Genomic DNA, 18516 nt, shown 5'->3' on the forward strand with positions numbered 1-18516 from the left:
GGTTGGCGCGGAAGGAAATGCGGAAGGCGCCTCAGTCAGAGATTTTTCGGCACGTCACCTCATCCCGGTATTGGAGATCGGTCCATATGAAGACTCTCAGCCTTCTGACCGCGGTCAGCATCGCAGCGCTCATCGCCGTCCCGTCGGCCGCCTCGGCCCAGCAGAAAACGCTCTACGTCGCCGGTTACGGCGGCTCGTTCGAGAAGACCATCCGCGATGAGGTGATCCCGGCCTTCGAGAAGGAGAACGGCGTCAAGGTCGAGTACGTCGCCGGCAACTCCACCGACACGCTGGCCAAGCTCCAGGCGCAGAAGGGCAACCAGCAGATCGACGTCGCCATCGTCGACGACGGCCCGATGTACCAGGCGATCCAGCTCGGCTTCTGCGGCAAGCTCGAAGGCTTGCCGGCCGCCGATCTCTATGACACCGCCCGCTTCAAGGACGATCGCGCTGTTGCGATCGGCATCGTCGCGACCGGCCTGATGTACAACACCAAGGTGTTCGCCGAGAAAGGCTGGGCGCCGCCGACCTCCTGGAACGATCTCAAGGACACGAAATACGCCAAACAGCTCGTGATCCCGCCGATCAACAACACCTACGGCCTCGAAGCGCTGGTGATGCTGTCGAAGATGAACGGCGGCGGCGAGACCAATGTCGATTCCGGCTTCAAGATCTTCAAGGAGCAGATCAATCCGAACGTGCTCGCCTATGAGCCGTCGCCAGGCAAGATGACCGAGCTGTTCCAGTCCGGCCAGGCCGTGATCGCGGTGTGGGGCACGGGCCGCGTGCAGAGCTTCGCCAACACCGGCTTCCCCGTGGACTTCGTCTATCCGAAGGAAGGCGCGGCGACGCTGCTGACGACGGCGTGTCCGATCACCAAGCCGAATGCCTCGCCGCTCGCCTCCAACTTCGTCAAGATGCTGCTCGACCCAAAAATCCAGCTCGTGATGCTGAAGGACTACGGCTACGGCCCGGTGCTGAAATCACTGGTGGTACCGCCGGAGCTCGGCAAGATGGCGCCGATCGGCGAGCGCGCGGCAAAGCTCTATAATCCGGACTGGACTGTGATCAACGAGAAGCGCGAGGAGTGGACCAAGCGCTGGAATCGCGAGGTCGAGCGTTGATCTGATCGTTGCGGAGACAGCGCATGGCCTATCTCGAGCTCGATCGGGTCGCAAAACAGTTCGGCGCGCAGACTGTGGTCGATGACTTCAGTCTGTCGGTTGGGAAGGGGGAGTTCATCTCCTTCCTCGGCCCGTCCGGCTGCGGCAAAACCACGACCCTGCAGATGATCGCGGGCTTCCTCGATCCCACACGCGGCGCGATCCGCCTGGAGGGCAAGGACCTGACCGCGATCCATCCCGCGAAGCGCGGGCTCGGCATCGTGTTCCAGAGCTACGCGCTGTTTCCGCACATGACGGCGGCGGAGAACGTCGCGTTCGGCCTCGAGATGCGCAACGTGCCGCGCGCCGAAAGAGCCGAGCGCGTCCGCGCCGCGCTCGCGATGGTCGGGCTTGCCGGCTACGAGGACCGCCATCCGCGCCGTATGTCCGGCGGTCAGCAGCAGCGCGTGGCGCTGGCGCGCGCGCTGGTGATCAAGCCGAGCGTGCTGCTGCTCGACGAGCCGCTATCCAATCTCGACGCCAAACTGCGCGAGGAGATGCAGATCGAGCTGCGCCAGATCCAGCGCACCATCGGCACCACGACGATCCTGGTCACCCACGACCAGAACGAGGCGATGTCGCTGTCCGACCGCATCGTGGTGATGAGCCAGGGCCGCATCGAGCAGATCGGCTCGCCGCAGGAGACCTATGAGAAGCCGGCTTCGGCCTTCGTCTCGCAGTTCCTCGGCAAGACCAACGATTTTGCGGCGACGATTGATCGGACCGCGACGCCGGTACGGCTGGTGGCTGGCTCCTGGAACGCGCCGGCGCCGGTTGGGCTCAGCGGCCCTGTCACTGTCAGCATTCGCCCTGAACGGATCGGATTTGGCGATACGGGGCTCGGCGCAAAGATCGTCACGCGCATCTTCCAGGGTAATCACTGGCTGTTCCAGTGCGACAGCGAATGCGGCCCGGCGATCGTGATCCGCCAGAATGACGGGACGGCGCCGCCGGCCGAGGGCGAGGCCGTTCACCTCGCCTGGCGTCCCGAAGACATGAGCGTGCGCGGCGGAGCCTCCTCATGAGCGCGGCCGCCGAAGAGCGCAACGCGCGTGCGCCTTGGGCGCTGACCGCGCCCGCCTTGATGCTGTTCGTCGGCGTGCTGCTGATTCCGCTGGCGATGACGGTGATGCTGTCGTTCCACGACTGGGGCCAGTACAGGGGCATCGAGCCGGTCTTCATCCTGAAGAACTGGCACGAGATCGCGACCGATCCCTACTACGCAGAAATGTTCTGGCGGACGTTTCGCATCGCGATCCTGACAACGCTGCTCACCGCTTTGCTCGGCGCACCCGAAGCCTACATCCTCAACCGCATGAGCGGCCGCTGGAAGAGCTTTTTCCTGCTGATCATCCTCGGGCCGCTCTTGATCTCTGTGGTGGCGCGGACGCTTGGCTGGGCGCTGCTGTTCGGCGGCAACAACGGCCTCGTCAACAAGCTCCTGATGTCGCTCGGAGTGATCCGCTCGCCCATTCCCTTCATGTTCACCGAGACAGGGATGGTGGTTGCGCTCGCCCATGTGATGATGCCGTTCATGGTGCTGTCGGTGTGGGCCGCGCTCCAGCGGCTCAACCCGCAGATCGAGAACGCCGCGATGTCGCTCGGCGCGGGGCCCGTGACCATCATCCGCCGCATCATCATGCCGCAGATCATGCCGGGCGTGCTGTCGGGCGCGATCATCGTGTTTTCGCTCTCCGCCAGTGCCTTCGCGACGCCCGCGATCATCGGCGGCCGTCGGCTCAAGGTCGCGGCGACGCTGGCCTACGACGAATTCCTCAACACGCTGAACTGGCCGCTCGGTGCAGCGGTCGCAACGCTGCTGCTGGTCGCGCTGGTGCTGATCGTCGTCGGCAGCAACGCGCTGATCGAGCGCCGCTACGCGGAGGTGTTCCGATGAGCCGGAACGGCCCGCTCGCGCTGATCTTCCACACCATCTTCGTCATCGTCATGGTCGCGCCGATCCTGGTGGTATGCCTCGTTGCTTTCACGCCCGAAGGCTTCCTGTCGCTGCCGACCAACGGCTTTTCGCTGCGCTGGTTCAGGGCGATCGCCAACTATCCCGAGTTCATCCATGCCTTCTGGGTCAGCCTGGGGCTCGGTGCGCTCTCATCCTTCGTGGCGCTGCTGTTCGCGGTGCCGGCAGCGCTGGCGATCGCGCGTTATCGCTTCCGCGGCCGCGATGCGCTCGCGGCGCTGTTCCTGTCGCCGCTGATGATCCCGCATGTCGTGCTCGGCATCGCCTTCCTGCGCTTCTTCACCTCGGCCGGCCTCGGCGGCAGCTTTGCCGCGCTGATCATCGCGCATGTCATCATCGTGTTTCCGTTCGCGCTGCGGCTGACGCTGGCGGCGGCGACCGGCATGGACCTCTCGGTCGAGATGGCGGCAGTCTCGCTCGGCGCCAACGGCTGGACGCTGTTTCGCCGCGTGACGCTGCCGCTGATCCTGCCCGGCGTCATCAGCGGTTGGGCGCTCGCCTTCATCCAGTCCTTCGACGATCTCACCATGACCGTCTTCCTCGCGGCGCCCGGCACCGAGACGTTGCCGGTGCGCATGTTCCTTTATATCCAGGACAACATCGATCCGCTGGTGACGTCGGTCTCGGCCTGCGTGATCGCTGTTACCATGACCGCCCTCATTCTGCTCGACCGCTTCTACGGGCTCGACCGCGTGCTCGCCGGCAAGGGCGATACGGGACGATAGGAGAAATTTATGTCAGGAGACTACGACGTCGCTGTGGTCGGCGGCGGACTGCTCGGCTCCGCCATTGCCTGGGGCCTCGGCCGGCTCGGCAAGAGCGTGGCCGTGCTCGATGAAGGCGACATCACCAAGCGCGCCTCGCGCGCTAACTTTGCGCTGGTCTGGGTTCAGAGCAAGGGGCTCGGTATGCCCGCCTATACGGTCTGGACCGTGCAGGCGTCGCAAGCGTGGGGCCGGCTCGCCTCCGAGCTGAAGCAGCAGACAGGCCTCGATGTCTCACTCCAGCAGAATGGCGGCTTTCATCTGACGCTCGGCGAGGATGAATTTGGCCAGCGTACCGAACTCGTCAAGCGCATGCACAACCAGACTGGCGCGGCCGACTACAAGATGGAGATGCTCACCCCGTCCGAGGTGAAGAAGTCGCTGCCGCTGATCGGGCCGGAAGTGTCCGGCGGCAGCTATTGTCCGCTCGACGGCCACGTCAATTCGCTGCGGACCTTCCGCGCCTTCCACACCGGCTTCAAGGCATTCGGCATCGACTATTTTCCGGAGCGCCCGGTCTCGGCGATCGGCAAGAGCGGTGGCGAATTCCGCCTGACCACGCCGAAGGGCGAACTGCGCGCCGCCAAGATCGTGCTCGCGGCCGGCAATGCCAACCAGACGCTTGCGCCGATGGTCGGCCTCTACGCGCCGATGGGCCCGACCCGCGGCCAGATCGTGGTGACCGAGCGCACCATGCCGTTCCTGCCGCATCCGCTGACCACGATCCGCCAGACCGACGAGGGCACGGTGATGATCGGCGACAGCAAGGAGGACGAGCTCGACGATCGCGCGCTGAAGCATTCCGTCAGCGCTGTGATGGCCGATCGCGCGCAAAGGATGTTTCCGCATCTGTCGCGGCTCAACGTGGTCAGGAGCTGGGCCGGCATCCGCGTCATGCCGCAGGACGGCTTTCCGATCTACGACCAGTCGGAGACGCATCCCGGCGCCTTTGTCGCCTGCTGCCATTCCGGCGTGACGCTCGCCTCCAACCACGCTTTCGAGATCGCGCGCATGGTCGCAGCTGGCGCGCTCGAGCCGGAGCTGGTCGGCGCGTTCTCGGCCAGCCGTTTCGGCGCCGCCGGTGCTGCGAACAACAGCGGCTATTAGAGATATCTCAAGGAGCCAAGAGGCATCCCATGTTTAGACGATCCGAACAGGACAAGCGACCGCAGGTCCAGATCTTCGTGGATGGCACGGCCATCGCGGCGCGTCAGGGGGACACCGTCTCCGCCGCACTGCTGGCCTCCGGCTGTGATGCGCGCCGTTCGACCGCAGTGAGCGGCGCGCCGCGTCTGCCCTATTGCATGATGGGGGTGTGCTTCGACTGCCTCGTCACCATCGACGGCGTCGGTAACCGCCAGGGCTGCCTGGTGCCCGTCGCCGAGGGCATGCAGATCGAGATTCAGAAGGGCAAGCGGGAGATCGGAAAATGACTGTGGCTCCCAAGCGCGAAGCCTATGATGTCGTGGTGATCGGCGCCGGGCCCGCCGGCCTCGCGGCCGCTGCGACGTCCGCCGAAGCCGGCCTGTCGACGCTGCTGCTCGACGAGAACATCGGCCCCGGCGGCCAGGTGTTTCGCGCCATCTCGTCCACGCCCGTGACCGACCGCGACCAGCTCGGCGCCGACTATTGGGTCGGTGCCGATCTCGTTCAGTCGCTCCGCGCGAGCCGCGCCGAGATTATCCATCGCGCCACCGTCTGGAGCCTCGACCGCAATCTCGAGATCGCCGTATCGATCGGCGGTGCATCCGCTTTCCTCAAGGCGCAGCGGGTGATCCTTGCGACCGGCGCGCTGGAGCGGCCGTTCCCGATTCCCGGCTGGACCTTGCCGGGCGTGATGACCGCGGGCGCGGCGCAGACGATGTTGAAATCATCGGCCCTGGTGCCTGACGGACGCACGGTGATCGCGGGGCAGGGGCCTCTGCTCTGGCTGCTCGCCGCGCAGATCCTTCGGCTGGGCGGCCGCATCGACCGCATCCTCGACACCACCGAGCGCGGCAACTACTTCGCGGCGCTGCCGCATGCCTTCGCCTTCCTGACCTCGCCCTATTTCACCAAGGGCCTGTCGATGATGCGCGAAGTGAAGGCCAAGGTGCAGGTCGTCTCCGGCGTCACCGAGCTCTCAGCATCCGGTGATGGCCAGCTCGCGAATGTGAGTTATGTCGCCGGCGGCAAGCGCGAGACCATCCCCGCGGATCTGTTGCTGCTGCATCAGGGCGTCGTGCCCAATGTCAATCTGGCGATGGCCGCCGGTATCGAGCATCGCTGGGATGATCTGCAATTGTGCTGGTCGCCAGTGTTAGACGCGAGCGGCAATTCATCGGTCGCTGGCATCGCGATCGCTGGTGACGGCGCCGGTATCGGTGGTGCCAATGCGGCTGTGGTCCGTGGCCGCATCGCGGCGCGCGCGGCAGTGGAGGCATTGGCGCCTGCGGTTGCGACAAAGCTTGCGCCGATGGCAACGCTCCGCGCCGATCTCGCCAAGGCCGAGCGCGGCCGCGTCTTCCTCGACACGCTGTTCCGCCCCGCGCCGCAGTTCCGCATTCCCTCGGGCGACACCATCGTGTGCCGCTGCGAGGAGGTCACCGCGAAGGACGTTCTCGATGCCGTCGCTATCGGCGCGACCGGCCCGAACCAGCTCAAGGCCTATCGCCGCACCGGCATGGGGCCGTGCCAGGGCCGGCTCTGCGGCCTCACCGTGACCGAGCTGATGGCGCAGGCGCGGGGCAAGACGGCACAGGAGATCGGCTATTACCGGCTGCGTGCACCGGTCAAGCCGATCACGCTCGCCGAGCTCGCCGCCGTCCCGAAGAGCGAGGCCGACGTCAAGGCGGTGGTGCGCGGATGACCCAAAACGTGGATGCGATCGTCGTCGGCGGCGGCATCCACGGATGCTCGACCGCGCTGCATCTGTGTCTCGCCGGCATGAAGCCGGTGCTGATCGAGAAAGACTACGCCGGCCGCCATGCATCGGGCGTCAATGCTGGCGGCGTCCGCCAGCTCGCGCGGCACGTGCCCGAAATCCCGCTCTCGATCCGCTCGATGGGGATCTGGGAGAAGATCACCGATCTCCTCGACGACGATTGCAGCTTTGAGAGTTACGGTCAGGTTCTCGTCGCGGAGAACGAGGAGGAACTCGCGGTCTGCCGCGCGCGCGTCGCTGAGCTGAACGCGCTCGGCTTCACCCATGAAGAGCTGATCGACGCGACTGAATTGCGGCGGCTGGTGCCGGCCGTGGCTGAGACATGTCCGGGCGGCGTGGTGTCGCGCCGCGATGGCGCCGCCAATCCGGCGCAGACGACGACGGCGTTCCGGCGCAAGGCGGAGCAGCTCGGCGCGACCGTGCGCGAGGGTGTGGCGGCCAGCAACATCCGTCAGAGCGGCGGCCTCTGGCACGTCGATGTCGGCACTGAAACCTTTGCCGCGCCGGTGCTCGTCAATGCCGCCGGCGCCTGGGCCGGAAACATCGCCGCCGCGCTCGGCGAGCCCGTTCCGGTCGAGACCGTGGCGCCGATGCTGATGATCACCTCGCGCGTGCCGCACTTCATCGACCCCGTGGTGATCCTGCGCGGGCGCAAACTGTCCTTCAAGCAATTCTCCAACGGCACCGTGCTGATCGGCGGCGGCCATCTGGCGACGCCCTATCAGGATCGCAACGAGACCGTGCTGGACTGGAAGAGCCTCGCGATCAGCGCGCGCACCGTGTTCGAGCTGTTCCCGGTGATGCGCAGCGCGACGATCGTCCGCGCCTGGGCCGGCATCGAGGCGAAGATGAAGGACGACATCCCCGTGTTCGGACCGAGCAGTCGCCACAAGGGCCTCTATCACCAGTTCGGCTTCTCGCTGCACGGCTTCCAGCTCGGCCCCGGCGCCGGAGCCGTGATGGCCGAGCTGATCGTCAATGGCGGCACCCAGACCCGAATCGGCGATCTCGGCATCGACCGTTTCCATCCTTCCACGCTCTAAGAAGAGGACATCATGAGCATCACCCGCAGCATCCGCACGCCCATCATGCACCGCGCCGTCGAGGCCAACGGCTTCGTCTTCATCGGCGGTACCATCGCCGACGACACCTCGGTCTCGATGGGCGATCAGACCCGCAACATCCTCGGCAAGATCGCCGGCTATCTAAAGGAAGCCGGCACCGACAAGTCGCGCGTCGTCAGCACCTCGATCTTCGTCACGGATCTTTCCAAGAAGAAGGAGATGGACGCGGTCTGGACCGAATTCTTCGGTGACAACCTACCGACGCGCGCCACGGTCGGCGTTGCCGATCTCGGCGGCGGTGCATTGATCGAGGTGGTGGTCACTGCGCTCAAGGGCTGATTGCGCTCTTCTCACGGGCCCGTGAAGAGAGCCGTCAATCCGAACATGACGAAGATGTAATGGTCTGGATTAGCTGCGGCGCTTTGACGCGCCGCAGTTTCCGTTTATCAGTAGGGGACTCGGCTGGAATGCCCAATGTCCTCGCAGAATAATAACAACAAGCTCGCGATCAAATTTCGCTGCCCCGGAGAACTCGAAGGCCTGCTGCCGCAGCCGGTGCCGGCGAATCTCGGCGTTCCCGACTGGCTCAAGGCGATGCCGACCACGGCCTTCAGTGCCCTCAATCAGCAGGATGACGAGACGGTCAAGCGCTGCCCGCCGTTCATCGACGCGATGACATGCGGTTTCCTGATCCCGCTAATCTGCGATATCAGGGTCGAGGATGGCGAGATCAGCTGGGACAACGACATCCCGCCCGGCGGTGAGATCGATTTTCCGCGCTCGCCGATCAGCTTTCACGATCAGGGCCAGCTCACCGGCTCGCCGCTGTTCGAGGCCGATCGCTTCGTCATCAAGTTTCACAATCTCTGGACCATCGAGGCGCCGGAAGGCTATTCGCTGTTCTTCACCCATCCGGTCAATCGCTTCGACCTGCCGTTCATCACGCTGAGCGGCCTCGTCGATTGCGATCGCTATCGCGACAGCTGGATCCACTTTCCGGCGCATTGGCACAATACGGGCTTTCGCGGCGTGCTGCCCAAGGGCACACCGATCGCGCAATGCATTCCGGTCAAGCGTGAGGATTGGACGCGGCAGACCTCGGCCTTCACCGAGGATGAAGCGCAGAAGGTCCACGCCCTGCGCGCCGCGCTGAAGCGCGAGCCGGGTCTGTACCGGCGGAAATTCAGGGCGTAGCCCGCTCGGGCCTGGCTCCCAGGAATTTCGCTGCGGCGCTCGGGCGGAAAAAGAAGCGGCCGTGCGACGAGGCGGCGAGTGTGAGGGCGGCGCGGCTGAGCATCTGCGGCCGTCCGCCATACACGGACCGCAGCGCCGCCTCGCCGCCATCGCGTTCGCCCATCTCCATCAGGCAGATCGCGAGATTGGCGCGGGAGAGAGCGTCGTCCGGGCGAAGCCCGAGCGCGTGACGGTAGGTGTCGGCGGCCTCCGCATAGGCGCCGTCGAGAAGCTCGGCCCAGGCAAGTTCGGTCAGGATATCGGTGCGTCCCGGCCCGATCGCGCGCGCCGCGGTCAGCACGGTACGCGCTTTGGCGCGATTGTTATTCCGGACGTGCATGCGGCCAAGGTCGAGTTGCAGATCGACGCTGGCCGGGGCGAGCGCGAGGGCTTGCTCGATCATCCCGACCGCCTCGCCAACCTCGCCGGCGTTCGCAAGCTGGCCCGCCAGCTCCTGGAACGCGGGCAGATAGGGCGGACGGCGCGCTGTGGTTCGCCGCAGTTGCGCCAGTCCATCGCTTCTGCGCCGCGCGGCACACAGCACATGGCCGAGCAGCGTCTCGATTTCGGGATCGCTATTGCGCTTCGCGGCTTTCTCCAGCGGCGCAATCGCCTCCTCCGCACGCTCCTGGCCGAGCACGGCATGGGCGAGGATCAGCACGGCATTCCGGTCGGTGCGATTTGATTTCAGGGCTTCGGTCGCAAGCTGCCTTGCAATGTCGAACTGCTTTGCACGTAGCGCCAGAAAGGCTTGCTGAAGCAGTTGGGCGAGGGGGCTATTCGGCTTGCCGCTCAAGAGATGGCCTCTTGGTTGAGACACGTTGTTTTTTGCCCCTTACCGCATGCCCCATGCAGCGTCCATCAACAGCTTCGTGATGCTTTGCTGATTGGCCCGGACGCGTCGCGCGGAATGCGCCTTGATCTCGGCGCCCGGCGGGATTATTAGCGAGGCATCAATCAGGAGTTTCGCATCCATGGATTTCACCCCGACCGCAACGCCCATCCGCCTTGCTCACGGGGAATTCCATGCCTGCATCGATCATTCTGTCGAACCTCTCGCTGTCCACGCCTGACGGCCGTCCTCTCCTTTCCGACCTCAACCTGACATTTGGTGCCGAACGGGCTGGTCTCGTCGGCCGCAACGGCGTCGGCAAGACAACGCTGCTTGCTGCGATCACCGGAGAGCACATTCCCCAAGCGGGACGCGTTCTCGTGAGCGGAACCGTGGGAATGCTCCGCCAGGACGTCCAGCTTCCTGCGGGCGCCGCGGTGATCGATCTGTTCGGCGCGCGCGCAGCGCTGGAGCTGCTTCGCCGTGCCGAGCGGGGCGATGCATTCGCCGACGAAGTCACCGACGTCGACTGGACGCTTGAAGCGCGGCTTGCGTCCGCGCTCGCGCGTGTCGGGTTCGATCCTGATACCGACACGGAGCTGGATCGTTTGTCGGGCGGGCAGATCACGCGGATCCGTCTGGCCGCGCTGGTCTTCGCCGAGCCGGACTTCCTGCTGCTCGATGAGCCCACCAACAATCTCGATCGGGATGGACGTAAGTCAGTGGTCGACCTGCTCGCAGGCTGGCGGGGCGGGGCGATCGTCGTCAGTCACGACCGCGACCTGCTCGAGACCATGGATGCCATCGTCGAGATGACATCGCTCGGGGCAAGACGGTACGGCGGCAATTGGAGCAGTTACCGCGAGCAGAAGGCCGTTGAGCTCGCTGCCATCAGGCACGACCTCGCGCATGCCGAAAGGCGCCTCTCCGAGATTGACGGCAAGGCGCAAGAAGCAGCCGAGCGGAAGGCGCGCAAGGACAGCGGTGGGAAAAAGAAACGCGCCAAGGGCGACATGCCGCGCATCCTGGCCGGCGCGCGCAAGGATCGCAGCGAGGACAGCGGCGGAAAGACCGTGCAGATCGCCGAGCGGCGGCGCGCGGAGGCGATCGAGGCTGTCGACACGGCTCGCCGCCGCGTCGAGATTCGCCAGCCGCTGTCGGTCAAGCTGCCCCCGACCGGCCTGCCGGCGGGCAGGGAGGTGGTATGGCTCGATCGCGTCAACGCCGGCTATCAGCCGGAGCAGCCGGTCCTGCGCGATCTCTCACTCACGCTCGTCGGCCCGGAGCGCGTCGGGGTCGTCGGGCCGAATGGTTCCGGCAAGACAACGTTGCTCAAGCTCGTCACAGGCGAGTTGCGCCCGTTCGCGGGCACCGTGCGGGTCAGGCCGGACTTCGCGCTGTTCGACCAGAAGGTCAGCCTGCTCGATCCCGCGATCTCCATCCTGGACAATTTCGGGCGTCTCAATCCGAAAGCGAGCGCGAACGAGTGCCATGCTGCCCTGGCCCGGTTCGCGTTTCGCGCCGATGCCGCCGCGCAGATCGTGGGGAGCCTGAGTGGCGGACAGCTGTTTCGTGCGGGCCTCGCCTGCGTTCTAGGCGGGGCGGCGCCGCCGTCCCTGCTCATCCTGGACGAGCCGACCAATCATCTCGACATCGAGTCCATCGAAGCCATCGAGGCAGGCTTGAGGGCCTATGACGGCGCGCTGCTCGTGGTCAGTCACGACGAGGCGTTCCTGCAGGCGATCGAGATCACGCGCAGGGTCGAGCTGGTCGCCAGCTCGGCCTTCTAAGGCTCATTGGTCGACAACAAATACCCGACGCCCTGCCCCCAGCGCGTCGGGTGGAAAGATCGACTATCAATCGGTGAACCCAACGTCATAGTTGTGACGCGTGCCTTGCCAATTCTCCAGTCCGGGAGACTACCGGCTGCGTGGCGCGGCCTACGAGGCCGCGCTGCCGCCCGGTTCCAGCGCCTCGCCCATCTCCAGCGGATGAGCCATGGTCTCGTGCAGAGCCTCGCGATCGAGCTCGCCTTCGGAGATGCTGATGACAACGCAGGCGATACCGTTGCCGATCAGGTTGGTCAGCGCGCGGCACTCGCTCATGAACTTGTCGATCCCGACCAGGATCGCGATCGACTGGATCGGGATGTCGGGAACGATCGAGAGCGTCGCGGCAAGCGTGATGAACCCGGCGCCGGTCACGCCCGAGGCGCCCTTCGAGGTGATCATGGCGATGCCGAGAATGCCGAGCTCCTGCCAGATCGTCAGATGGGTGTTGGTCGCCTGCGCCAGGAACAGCGTCGCCAGCGTCATGTAGATGTTGGTGCCGTCGAGGTTGAAGCTGTAGCCGGTCGGAATGACGAGGCCGACCACCGAGCGCGAGGCGCCGAGATGCTCCATCTTCTGGATCATCTGCGGCAGCACCGTTTCCGACGAGGAGGTGCCGAGCACGATCAAGAGTTCGTCCTTGATGTAGGCGATGAAGCGCAGGATCGAGAAGCCGGACAGCCGCGCGATCGAGCCCAGCACGATCAACACGAACAGGATGCTGGTGAGATAGAACGTGCCGATCAGGGCGGCGAGGTTGAGCAGCGAGCCGAGGCCGTAGGCGCCGACGGTGAAGGCCATCGCGCCGAACGCGCCGATCGGCGCCACGCGCACGATGATGCGGATGATGCCGAAGAACATTTTCGCGGCCTTGTCGATCGCCTCCGCGATCGGCTCGCCGGCCTTGCCGAGGAAGGCGATGGCGAAGCCTGACAGGATCGAGATCAGCAGCACCTGAAGCAGGTCGCCGCGCGCGATCGCGCCCACATAGCTGTCGGGAATGATCGCCATCAGATGGGCGACGATGCCTTCCTCCTTGGCCTTGGTGACGTAGGTCGCGACCGACTTCGGATCGATCGTGGCGGGATCGATGTTGAAGCCGTGCCCGGGCTGGAGAATCTCGCCGACCAGCAGGCCGATGGCGAGCGCGACGGTCGAGACCGTCTCGAAATAGATCAGCGACTTCAGCCCGACCCGGCCGACGCGCTTGAGGTCGCCCATCGAGGAAATGCCGTGCACCACGGTGCAGAAGATCACCGGCGCGATCATCATCTTGATCAGCGCGATGAAGCCGTCGCCGAGCGGCTTCAGCTCCTTGCCGAGATCAGGATAGAAATAGCCGATGAGCACCCCGAGTGCGATCGCGATCAGGACCTGGATGTAGAGGATCTTGTACCAGGGTTGATGCCGGCGATGGACGGCTGGCTGGATCGCGACTTGTGTCATAGTGTGTGCCCCGGAACGCATTGATTTTTGATTCTGCAAGATCTGGATTTTACAAGCTTTGAATCTTGCATGACTCGCATCATGTGATGGTCGCCGCAGAAGCGACAATCACATTTTTGTCGGATCGCACGAAGATCGGTCGCTGCACCGCAACGGGGGGAATATGACAACCACGATGGGCTCGGACGAGCAGCCGCAGAGCTATTTTCCGCGCTGGAAATTCAAGGTCTCGGGCGTGATCATGCCGGAGGAACGGCTGTCATGGGGGCAGACCGTCGTCTCCGGTCTCCAGCATTGCGTCGCGATGTCGGGCTCGACGATCATCGCGCCGTTGCTGATGGGGTTCGATCCCAATGTTGCGGTCCTGTTCTCCGGCATCGGCACGCTGATCTTCTTCGTCATCGTCGCCGGGCGCGTGCCGAGCTATCTCGGCTCGAGCTTCGCGTTCATCGCCGTCGTCATCGCCGCCACCGGCTATGCCGGGCAGGGGCCGAATCCAAATCTCTCCGTCGCGCTCGGCGGCATCGTTGGCGCCGGCGTGCTCTACGGCGTGATCGCGCTGATCGTGATGTGGTCCGGCGTTGGCTGGGTCGAGCGCCTGATGCCGCCGGCCGTCACCGGGGCCGTGGTCGCCGCGATCGGCCTCAATCTCGCGCCCGTGGCGGTCAAGGCGGTGAGCGTCAACGCGTTCGACACCTGGATCGGGCTCGCGACGGTTCTGATCATCGGCGTGGTGGCCGTTGCCGCTCCAGGCCTGTGGCGCCGCCTGCCGATCATCCTCGGTGCGATCGGCGGATATCTCCTGTACCTGCTGTTCGCGAACGGCCTCGGCTTCGGCAAGCCGATCGACTTCGCGCAGCTCGCGGCCGCGCCGTGGTTGGGCATGCCAAGCTTTACCACGCCGACCTTCCAGGCCGATGCAATCTTTCTGATCGCGCCGGTTGCGGTCATCCTCGTCGCCGAGAACCTCGGTCACATCAAGGCCGTCGGCGCGATGACGGGCCGGAGCCTCGATGGCTATCTCGGCCGCGCCCTGTTCGCCGACAGCCTCGCGACCATCGTGGCGGCCTGCGGCGGCGGCACCGGCGTCACCACCTATGCCGAGAACATCGGCGTCATGGCGGCGACGAAGGTCTATTCGACACTGTTGTTTGCATTCGCGGCCACGGTCTCGATCCTGCTCGGCTTCTCGCCGAAGTTCGGCGCACTGATCCTGTCGATTCCCGGCCCCGTCATCGGCGGCCTCTCGATCGTGCTGTTCGGATTGATCGCCGCGATGGCCGGACGGATCTGGGTCGAGAACAAGGTGGATTTCGCCAATCCTGCGAACCTGATCACCGTCGCCGTGGCGCTGACCGCGGGCGCCGGCGACCTCACGTTCAAATTCGGCGCGTTTACGATCGGCGGGATCGGCACGGCGACCTTCGGCGCCATCATTCTCTACCAGATCCTGACCTCGCCGCTCGCGCGCCGCGCCGGGTGAATCCCTGCGATGCGCAAGCGGGATGGAACAAAACGCCGGTTCCGTCCATGATGAAGCATCCCCGGAGAAAGCTCATGCCGCAGACCGATCGCTCGACCCCGTTTTCCTCCCGCCTCGTCGGCCAATACGCGCTGGTGACCGGTGCCTCGCAAGGCATCGGCCGCGCCATCGCCATTCGGCTCGCGCAGGAGGGCGCGACCGTCGCCATCAACTATGTCGATCACCCCGAGAGGGCCGAGGAGACGCTCGCGCTCGCAAGGACAGGATCGGCTGACCGCGGCCACGGCAAGCTCGATCATGTCGTCGTCAGGGCCGATGTCAGCAATGAGCAGGAGGTCGCCGCGATGTTCGAGACAGTGCTTTCGCGCTGGAAGCGGCTCGACTGCCTCGTCAACAATGCCGGCTTCCAGCGGGAGTCGCCGAGCGAGGAGCTCGACATCGACACCTACCGCCGCATCATCGACGTCAATCTCAACGGCGCCGTGCTCTGCGCGCAGAAGGCGCTCGCGCACTTCGTCGCGCGCGGCGGAGGCGGCAGCATTATCAATTGCTCCAGCGTCCACCAGATCATTCCGAAGCCCGGCTATCTCGCTTACTCGATCAGCAAGGGCGGCATCGCCAATCTGACACGCACGCTGGCGCTGGAATTCGCCGGCCGCGGCATTCGCGTCAATGCGGTCGGCCCCGGTGCGATCGACACGCCGATCAACGCGGCCTGGACGGGTGATCCCGCCAAGCGCGGCGTCGTCACCAGCCACATTCCGCTGGGACGGGTCGGCACCCCGGAAGAGATCGCCGCCGTGTTCGCCTTCCTCGCCTCGGATGACGCCAGTTACATTACGGGCCAGACCATTTACGCCTGCGGAGGCCTGACGCTGTTCCCCGAGTTTCGCGAGAACTGGGCGAGCTAGAAACGTGGATTCACGACCGAAACCACGAACTCATCATCCCATGCCGAACGCTTCAAAAATCTGCTGCGAGCAGGTCGTAGGAGCCCCGGCTGCCGCGGACATACTTCCTGGCCGCAGCCGCACATATCAAGTCGCGGTTGGAATCGAACGCGATCAGAAATCCCGATTCGCTGGAACGGGTGCCCGGTTGAATCCGCTTCAATGCGTCTTCGTCGATGAAGAACGAGGCCTCGATGGCGCTGTCGTGTCCCCAGAACCGCACGGCATGCCGCGTCCGATCATACGAGCGGCTGTGATTTGGAAAGTCGATCATGGTTCAGGCCGATCAGGTTGCAGGTGCCGCGCGCCGGCCTTTTCGCCGTTTGAGTCGGAGCTCGCCGGGTGGCCGACGCTCGACCCGCGTACGTCAGGAACACGGACGTTCCGTCCAGACGAAGACGCGCCGGTTGCGCCTCTCTCAAATGAAGATTTGGCAACAGGGCAGCAATCCGATTCAATGCCGATCGCGACAAATAGTTTCTTGATAAGCCTCGCTATTCGGCGAAGGGATCACTACATACAGTTTATCACCGCGCGCCCCTCGGCTGTCATCGGTGACTGAGAGCATTGCGCTCCCGCCAGAACCAACAGGCGGTCAGTATGTCGGATTCCCCTAGATTCAGCCTTCGCGAGTGGCTCGTACCTCCGGTCTTGCTACCGGTTTTCTTCGTGGTGTTGATCGCCGCAGCGATGCTCATACAATGGTAGCCGGTCTTGGCGTGCCTTCGCCATCGGCTCAAGCAAGCAGCTCGTCAGAATCGATCCCGGCCTCTTTGGCTTGCGAGTTGAGCGCCAGGGCGATCAACGCCCTCGACCTTGCCCGCAAGATGCCGTCGGGAGACAAGCGCACGGTGGCAATGCGCCGGGCAGCGATTCTCGGAAATGCCGCTGAAATCCTCACGTATTTCTCGGCGGCGAAGGATCGCTGTTGAAGGAGCCCGCATGTTTAAATTTCTGCAGTATCGTGCAAAAGCGGCCGCGTATGGCGAACTGGCGAGGAATTCGCCCGGCAAAGCCGATACGCGCAAATTCGAACAACTGCAGGATAGCCACACATCGCGCGCGGACAACGAGCAGATGCTCGCGGACCAATACGTGGATGCAGTCAATGCCGGGGGGACGGAGCGACTGCGCGGCGCAGCCCTCGCGGCGGAGGAAGAGCGCGTTTTGCGCTGTCTCGGTGCGGCCGTCATCATGCAATGGAATTCATTGCCGACGACGCTCCAGCGGGAGATCTTCGATACCGCCGGATCGGTTGGGACATTGCTGGATACGGCGGCGCTCCGTGGGCAGATTGCCCGGTTTCTTCACAAGCATAGGCACGACGCCGATCCCGCCAAGATCTGACATGTTCAGGGGCTGAGCGAGAGGCGCGGTTCGCGAAGCATATGGACGCAAACAACAGGAGGATCCAGATGGCACTGACAAAATTCCGTATCGATGAACAGCCGCATGCCATGGACGGTCTGCGGCTTCTTGCCCAGGAAGGCACGAGAGAAGTCGAGGCGTTCGTCAGTCGCAAGGTGATGGACGTTTGGGCCGAATCGATCGAGCACAGTGGCGGACGTCAGAGTTTGTTCCGGAAGCAATACAGCGCGCTTGGGAAACGGAACTTTGCCGCGCTTGAGCGCATCGTGAGCGCCAAATACCAGCGGGGCACCGCGTTCAACCGTCAGCATCCGTTTGTCGAGGTGTTGTTCTCGGACATCGCGGAAAGCGGGGAGACCTTGAATCTCAGCGAACTGGTGCGCGAGCCGTTGCCGCCGGCATTTCACCGGCGCGCCTGATCCGATTGGAACGCCGCCCGGTAGCGGTCACTGGTTTGCCAATGTGCCCCGTCATGAAGATGGGAGGCGTGGAGGCTCTGGCCGACCTGCTCGGGCTGACGCAGGCCAAAAACTGATCGCCGGCTTCGAGCTGCTGGCGCGGGAGTGATCTGGCAAAACGACACGGCGTGAACTACATCTGCGCCATGGCAAACCCTCCACAGGCAAACCGTTCGCTCGAAGATTTCGTCGGCCGGCACGAACGTTTGTTCGTGCTGACCGGCGCTGGCTGCAGCACCAATTCGGGCATTCCCGATTATCGCGACAGCCACGGCAATTGGAAGCGGACCCAGCCGGTCAATTTCCAGGCCTTCATGTCGGAAGAGCCTACGCGCCAGCGCTATTGGGCGCGCAGCCTGATCGGCTGGCGGCGGTTCGGCCAGGCGAGGCCGAACGATGCGCATCATGCGCTGGCCCGGCTCGAGGCGAGCGGGCGCTGCGAGATGCTGCTGACCCAGAACGTCGACCGGCTGCATCAGTCGGCCGGCCACCGGCAGGTGATCGATTTGCATGGCCGGCTCGATCTGGTCCGCTGCATGGGCTGCGGGGCGAAGACCCCGCGCAACGAATTCCAGGACAGGCTCGGCCGTGCCAATGCGGAATGGCTGACGCTCGACGCCGCCGATGCGCCTGATGGTGACGCCGATCTCGAGCATGCGGATTTTTCCTCGTTCAAGGTGCCCGCCTGCGAAGCCTGCGGCGGCATCCTCAAGCCCGACGTCGTGTTCTTCGGCGAGAACGTTCCGCGCGATGTGGTCGCCACCGCGCAGGATCATCTGGCGCAGGCCGACGCCATGCTGATCGTCGGCTCCTCGCTGATGGTCTATTCCGGATTCCGCTTCGTGCAGTCTGCCGCGAACCGGCAGATCCCGATCGCCGCGGTCAATCTCGGACGCACCCGCGCCGACGATCTCCTCACGCTCAAGGTCGAGGAGCGCTGCGAGGCGGCGCTTGCATTCCTGCTCTGAGCGCGTGGGCCGCACCCTTCTACCGCATAGGTGCCACGCAAAACGGCTCGGACGCTTCAC

The 18516-nt window shown here is 64.6% G+C and carries 21 protein-coding genes; 17 read left to right on the forward strand and 4 right to left on the reverse strand.

Annotated elements, in window-relative coordinates:
• Positions 1 to 86 precede the first annotated feature (86 nt).
• The 10 genes from ABIB95_RS22585 to ABIB95_RS22630 all read left to right on the forward strand — a co-directional run bounded on the left by ABIB95_RS22585 (position 87) and on the right by ABIB95_RS22630 (position 9083).
• Positions 87 to 1124, forward strand: coding sequence for an ABC transporter substrate-binding protein (locus ABIB95_RS22585; protein WP_063981054.1), 1038 nt, complete (start codon positions 87 to 89; stop codon positions 1122 to 1124).
• A 23-nt stretch (positions 1125 to 1147) separates the two neighbouring features.
• Complete coding sequence (locus ABIB95_RS22590; RefSeq protein ID WP_354242283.1) at positions 1148 to 2188, forward strand: ABC transporter ATP-binding protein; 1041 nt, start codon at positions 1148 to 1150, stop codon at positions 2186 to 2188.
• Positions 2185 to 3060 carry an ABC transporter permease gene (locus ABIB95_RS22595; protein WP_354242286.1) on the forward strand — a complete coding sequence of 292 codons (876 nt, stop codon included), beginning with the start codon at positions 2185 to 2187 and terminating at the stop codon, positions 3058 to 3060. The genes ABIB95_RS22590 and ABIB95_RS22595 overlap by 4 nt, the downstream gene beginning before the upstream one ends.
• A complete protein-coding gene (locus ABIB95_RS22600; protein ID WP_085401809.1) occupies positions 3057 to 3863 on the forward strand; it encodes an ABC transporter permease in 807 nt (268 codons plus the stop codon). Before ABIB95_RS22595 ends, ABIB95_RS22600 begins: the two co-directional genes overlap by 4 nt.
• A 9-nt stretch (positions 3864 to 3872) precedes the next feature.
• The gene (locus ABIB95_RS22605; RefSeq protein ID WP_354242289.1) at positions 3873 to 5009 is read left to right on the forward strand and encodes an NAD(P)/FAD-dependent oxidoreductase; all 1137 of its coding nucleotides are present in this window, start codon (positions 3873 to 3875) and stop codon (positions 5007 to 5009) included.
• Between the two features lie 29 nt (positions 5010 to 5038).
• Positions 5039 to 5335 carry a (2Fe-2S)-binding protein gene (locus tag ABIB95_RS22610; RefSeq protein WP_063981059.1) on the forward strand — a complete coding sequence of 99 codons (297 nt, stop codon included), beginning with the start codon at positions 5039 to 5041 and terminating at the stop codon, positions 5333 to 5335.
• The gene (locus tag ABIB95_RS22615) at positions 5332 to 6750 is read left to right on the forward strand and encodes an FAD/NAD(P)-dependent oxidoreductase (RefSeq protein WP_354242292.1); all 1419 of its coding nucleotides are present in this window, start codon (positions 5332 to 5334) and stop codon (positions 6748 to 6750) included. Before ABIB95_RS22610 ends, ABIB95_RS22615 begins: the two co-directional genes overlap by 4 nt.
• Positions 6747 to 7868, forward strand: coding sequence for an NAD(P)/FAD-dependent oxidoreductase (locus ABIB95_RS22620; RefSeq protein WP_354242295.1), 1122 nt, complete (start codon positions 6747 to 6749; stop codon positions 7866 to 7868). The genes ABIB95_RS22615 and ABIB95_RS22620 overlap by 4 nt, the downstream gene beginning before the upstream one ends.
• Positions 7869 to 7880: 12 nt before the next feature.
• Positions 7881 to 8228, forward strand: a complete 348-nt coding sequence (locus ABIB95_RS22625; protein ID WP_028151454.1) for a RidA family protein — start codon at positions 7881 to 7883, stop codon at positions 8226 to 8228.
• Positions 8229 to 8363: 135 nt separating this feature from the next.
• A complete protein-coding gene (locus tag ABIB95_RS22630) occupies positions 8364 to 9083 on the forward strand; it encodes a hypothetical protein (RefSeq protein ID WP_063981063.1) in 720 nt (239 codons plus the stop codon).
• Here ABIB95_RS22630 and ABIB95_RS22635 read toward each other — a convergent pair.
• Complete coding sequence (locus tag ABIB95_RS22635) at positions 9073 to 9918, reverse strand: tetratricopeptide repeat protein (RefSeq protein WP_354242299.1); 846 nt, start codon at positions 9916 to 9918, stop codon at positions 9073 to 9075. The two genes, ABIB95_RS22630 and ABIB95_RS22635, sit on opposite strands and share 11 nt — an antisense overlap.
• Before the next feature lie 39 nt (positions 9919 to 9957).
• Positions 9958 to 10125 carry a hypothetical protein gene (locus ABIB95_RS22640; RefSeq protein ID WP_231143536.1) on the reverse strand — a complete coding sequence of 56 codons (168 nt, stop codon included), beginning with the start codon at positions 10123 to 10125 and terminating at the stop codon, positions 9958 to 9960.
• A gap of 23 nt (positions 10126 to 10148) precedes the next feature.
• Between ABIB95_RS22640 and ABIB95_RS22645 the strand changes: the two genes are divergently transcribed.
• The gene (locus ABIB95_RS22645) at positions 10149 to 11744 is read left to right on the forward strand and encodes an ABC-F family ATP-binding cassette domain-containing protein (protein ID WP_354242302.1); all 1596 of its coding nucleotides are present in this window, start codon (positions 10149 to 10151) and stop codon (positions 11742 to 11744) included.
• 150 nt (positions 11745 to 11894) lie between these two features.
• Here ABIB95_RS22645 and ABIB95_RS22650 read toward each other — a convergent pair whose 3' ends face one another.
• A complete protein-coding gene (locus ABIB95_RS22650; RefSeq protein WP_071909716.1) occupies positions 11895 to 13229 on the reverse strand; it encodes a dicarboxylate/amino acid:cation symporter in 1335 nt (444 codons plus the stop codon).
• A gap of 163 nt (positions 13230 to 13392) precedes the next feature.
• On the opposite strand from ABIB95_RS22650, the gene ABIB95_RS22655 reads away from it, so the two are divergent.
• A complete protein-coding gene (locus ABIB95_RS22655) occupies positions 13393 to 14712 on the forward strand; it encodes a solute carrier family 23 protein (RefSeq protein ID WP_354242305.1) in 1320 nt (439 codons plus the stop codon).
• Positions 14713 to 14786: 74 nt separating this feature from the next.
• Positions 14787 to 15623: an SDR family oxidoreductase gene (locus ABIB95_RS22660; RefSeq protein WP_063986088.1), complete on the forward strand. Its 837-nt coding sequence runs from the start codon at positions 14787 to 14789 to the stop codon at positions 15621 to 15623.
• Between the two features lie 52 nt (positions 15624 to 15675).
• Here ABIB95_RS22660 and ABIB95_RS22665 read toward each other — a convergent pair whose 3' ends face one another.
• Positions 15676 to 15936 (reverse strand): DUF1488 family protein, encoded by a 261-nt coding sequence (locus ABIB95_RS22665; RefSeq protein WP_063981067.1) that lies wholly within the window; start codon positions 15934 to 15936, stop codon positions 15676 to 15678.
• 427 nt (positions 15937 to 16363) lie between these two features.
• Between ABIB95_RS22665 and ABIB95_RS22670 the strand changes: the two genes are divergently transcribed.
• The 4 genes from ABIB95_RS22670 to ABIB95_RS22685 all read left to right on the forward strand — a co-directional run bounded on the left by ABIB95_RS22670 (position 16364) and on the right by ABIB95_RS22685 (position 18456).
• Complete coding sequence (locus tag ABIB95_RS22670; RefSeq protein ID WP_084794963.1) at positions 16364 to 16594, forward strand: hypothetical protein; 231 nt, start codon at positions 16364 to 16366, stop codon at positions 16592 to 16594.
• A gap of 10 nt (positions 16595 to 16604) precedes the next feature.
• Positions 16605 to 17009 (forward strand): hypothetical protein, encoded by a 405-nt coding sequence (locus ABIB95_RS22675; RefSeq protein WP_063981068.1) that lies wholly within the window; start codon positions 16605 to 16607, stop codon positions 17007 to 17009.
• A 68-nt stretch (positions 17010 to 17077) separates the two neighbouring features.
• On the forward strand, positions 17078 to 17449 hold the full coding sequence (locus tag ABIB95_RS22680) for a signal transduction histidine kinase (RefSeq protein ID WP_187387922.1): 372 nt from the start codon (positions 17078 to 17080) through the stop codon (positions 17447 to 17449).
• A 185-nt stretch (positions 17450 to 17634) separates the two neighbouring features.
• Complete coding sequence (locus ABIB95_RS22685; protein WP_071917145.1) at positions 17635 to 18456, forward strand: NAD-dependent protein deacetylase; 822 nt, start codon at positions 17635 to 17637, stop codon at positions 18454 to 18456.
• The last annotated feature ends 60 nt before the right edge of the window (positions 18457 to 18516 follow it).

The organism is Bradyrhizobium sp. LA2.1 (genome assembly GCF_040547725.1).
In the GTDB taxonomy this organism is placed as follows: Bacteria; Pseudomonadota; Alphaproteobacteria; order Rhizobiales; family Xanthobacteraceae; genus Bradyrhizobium; species Bradyrhizobium barranii.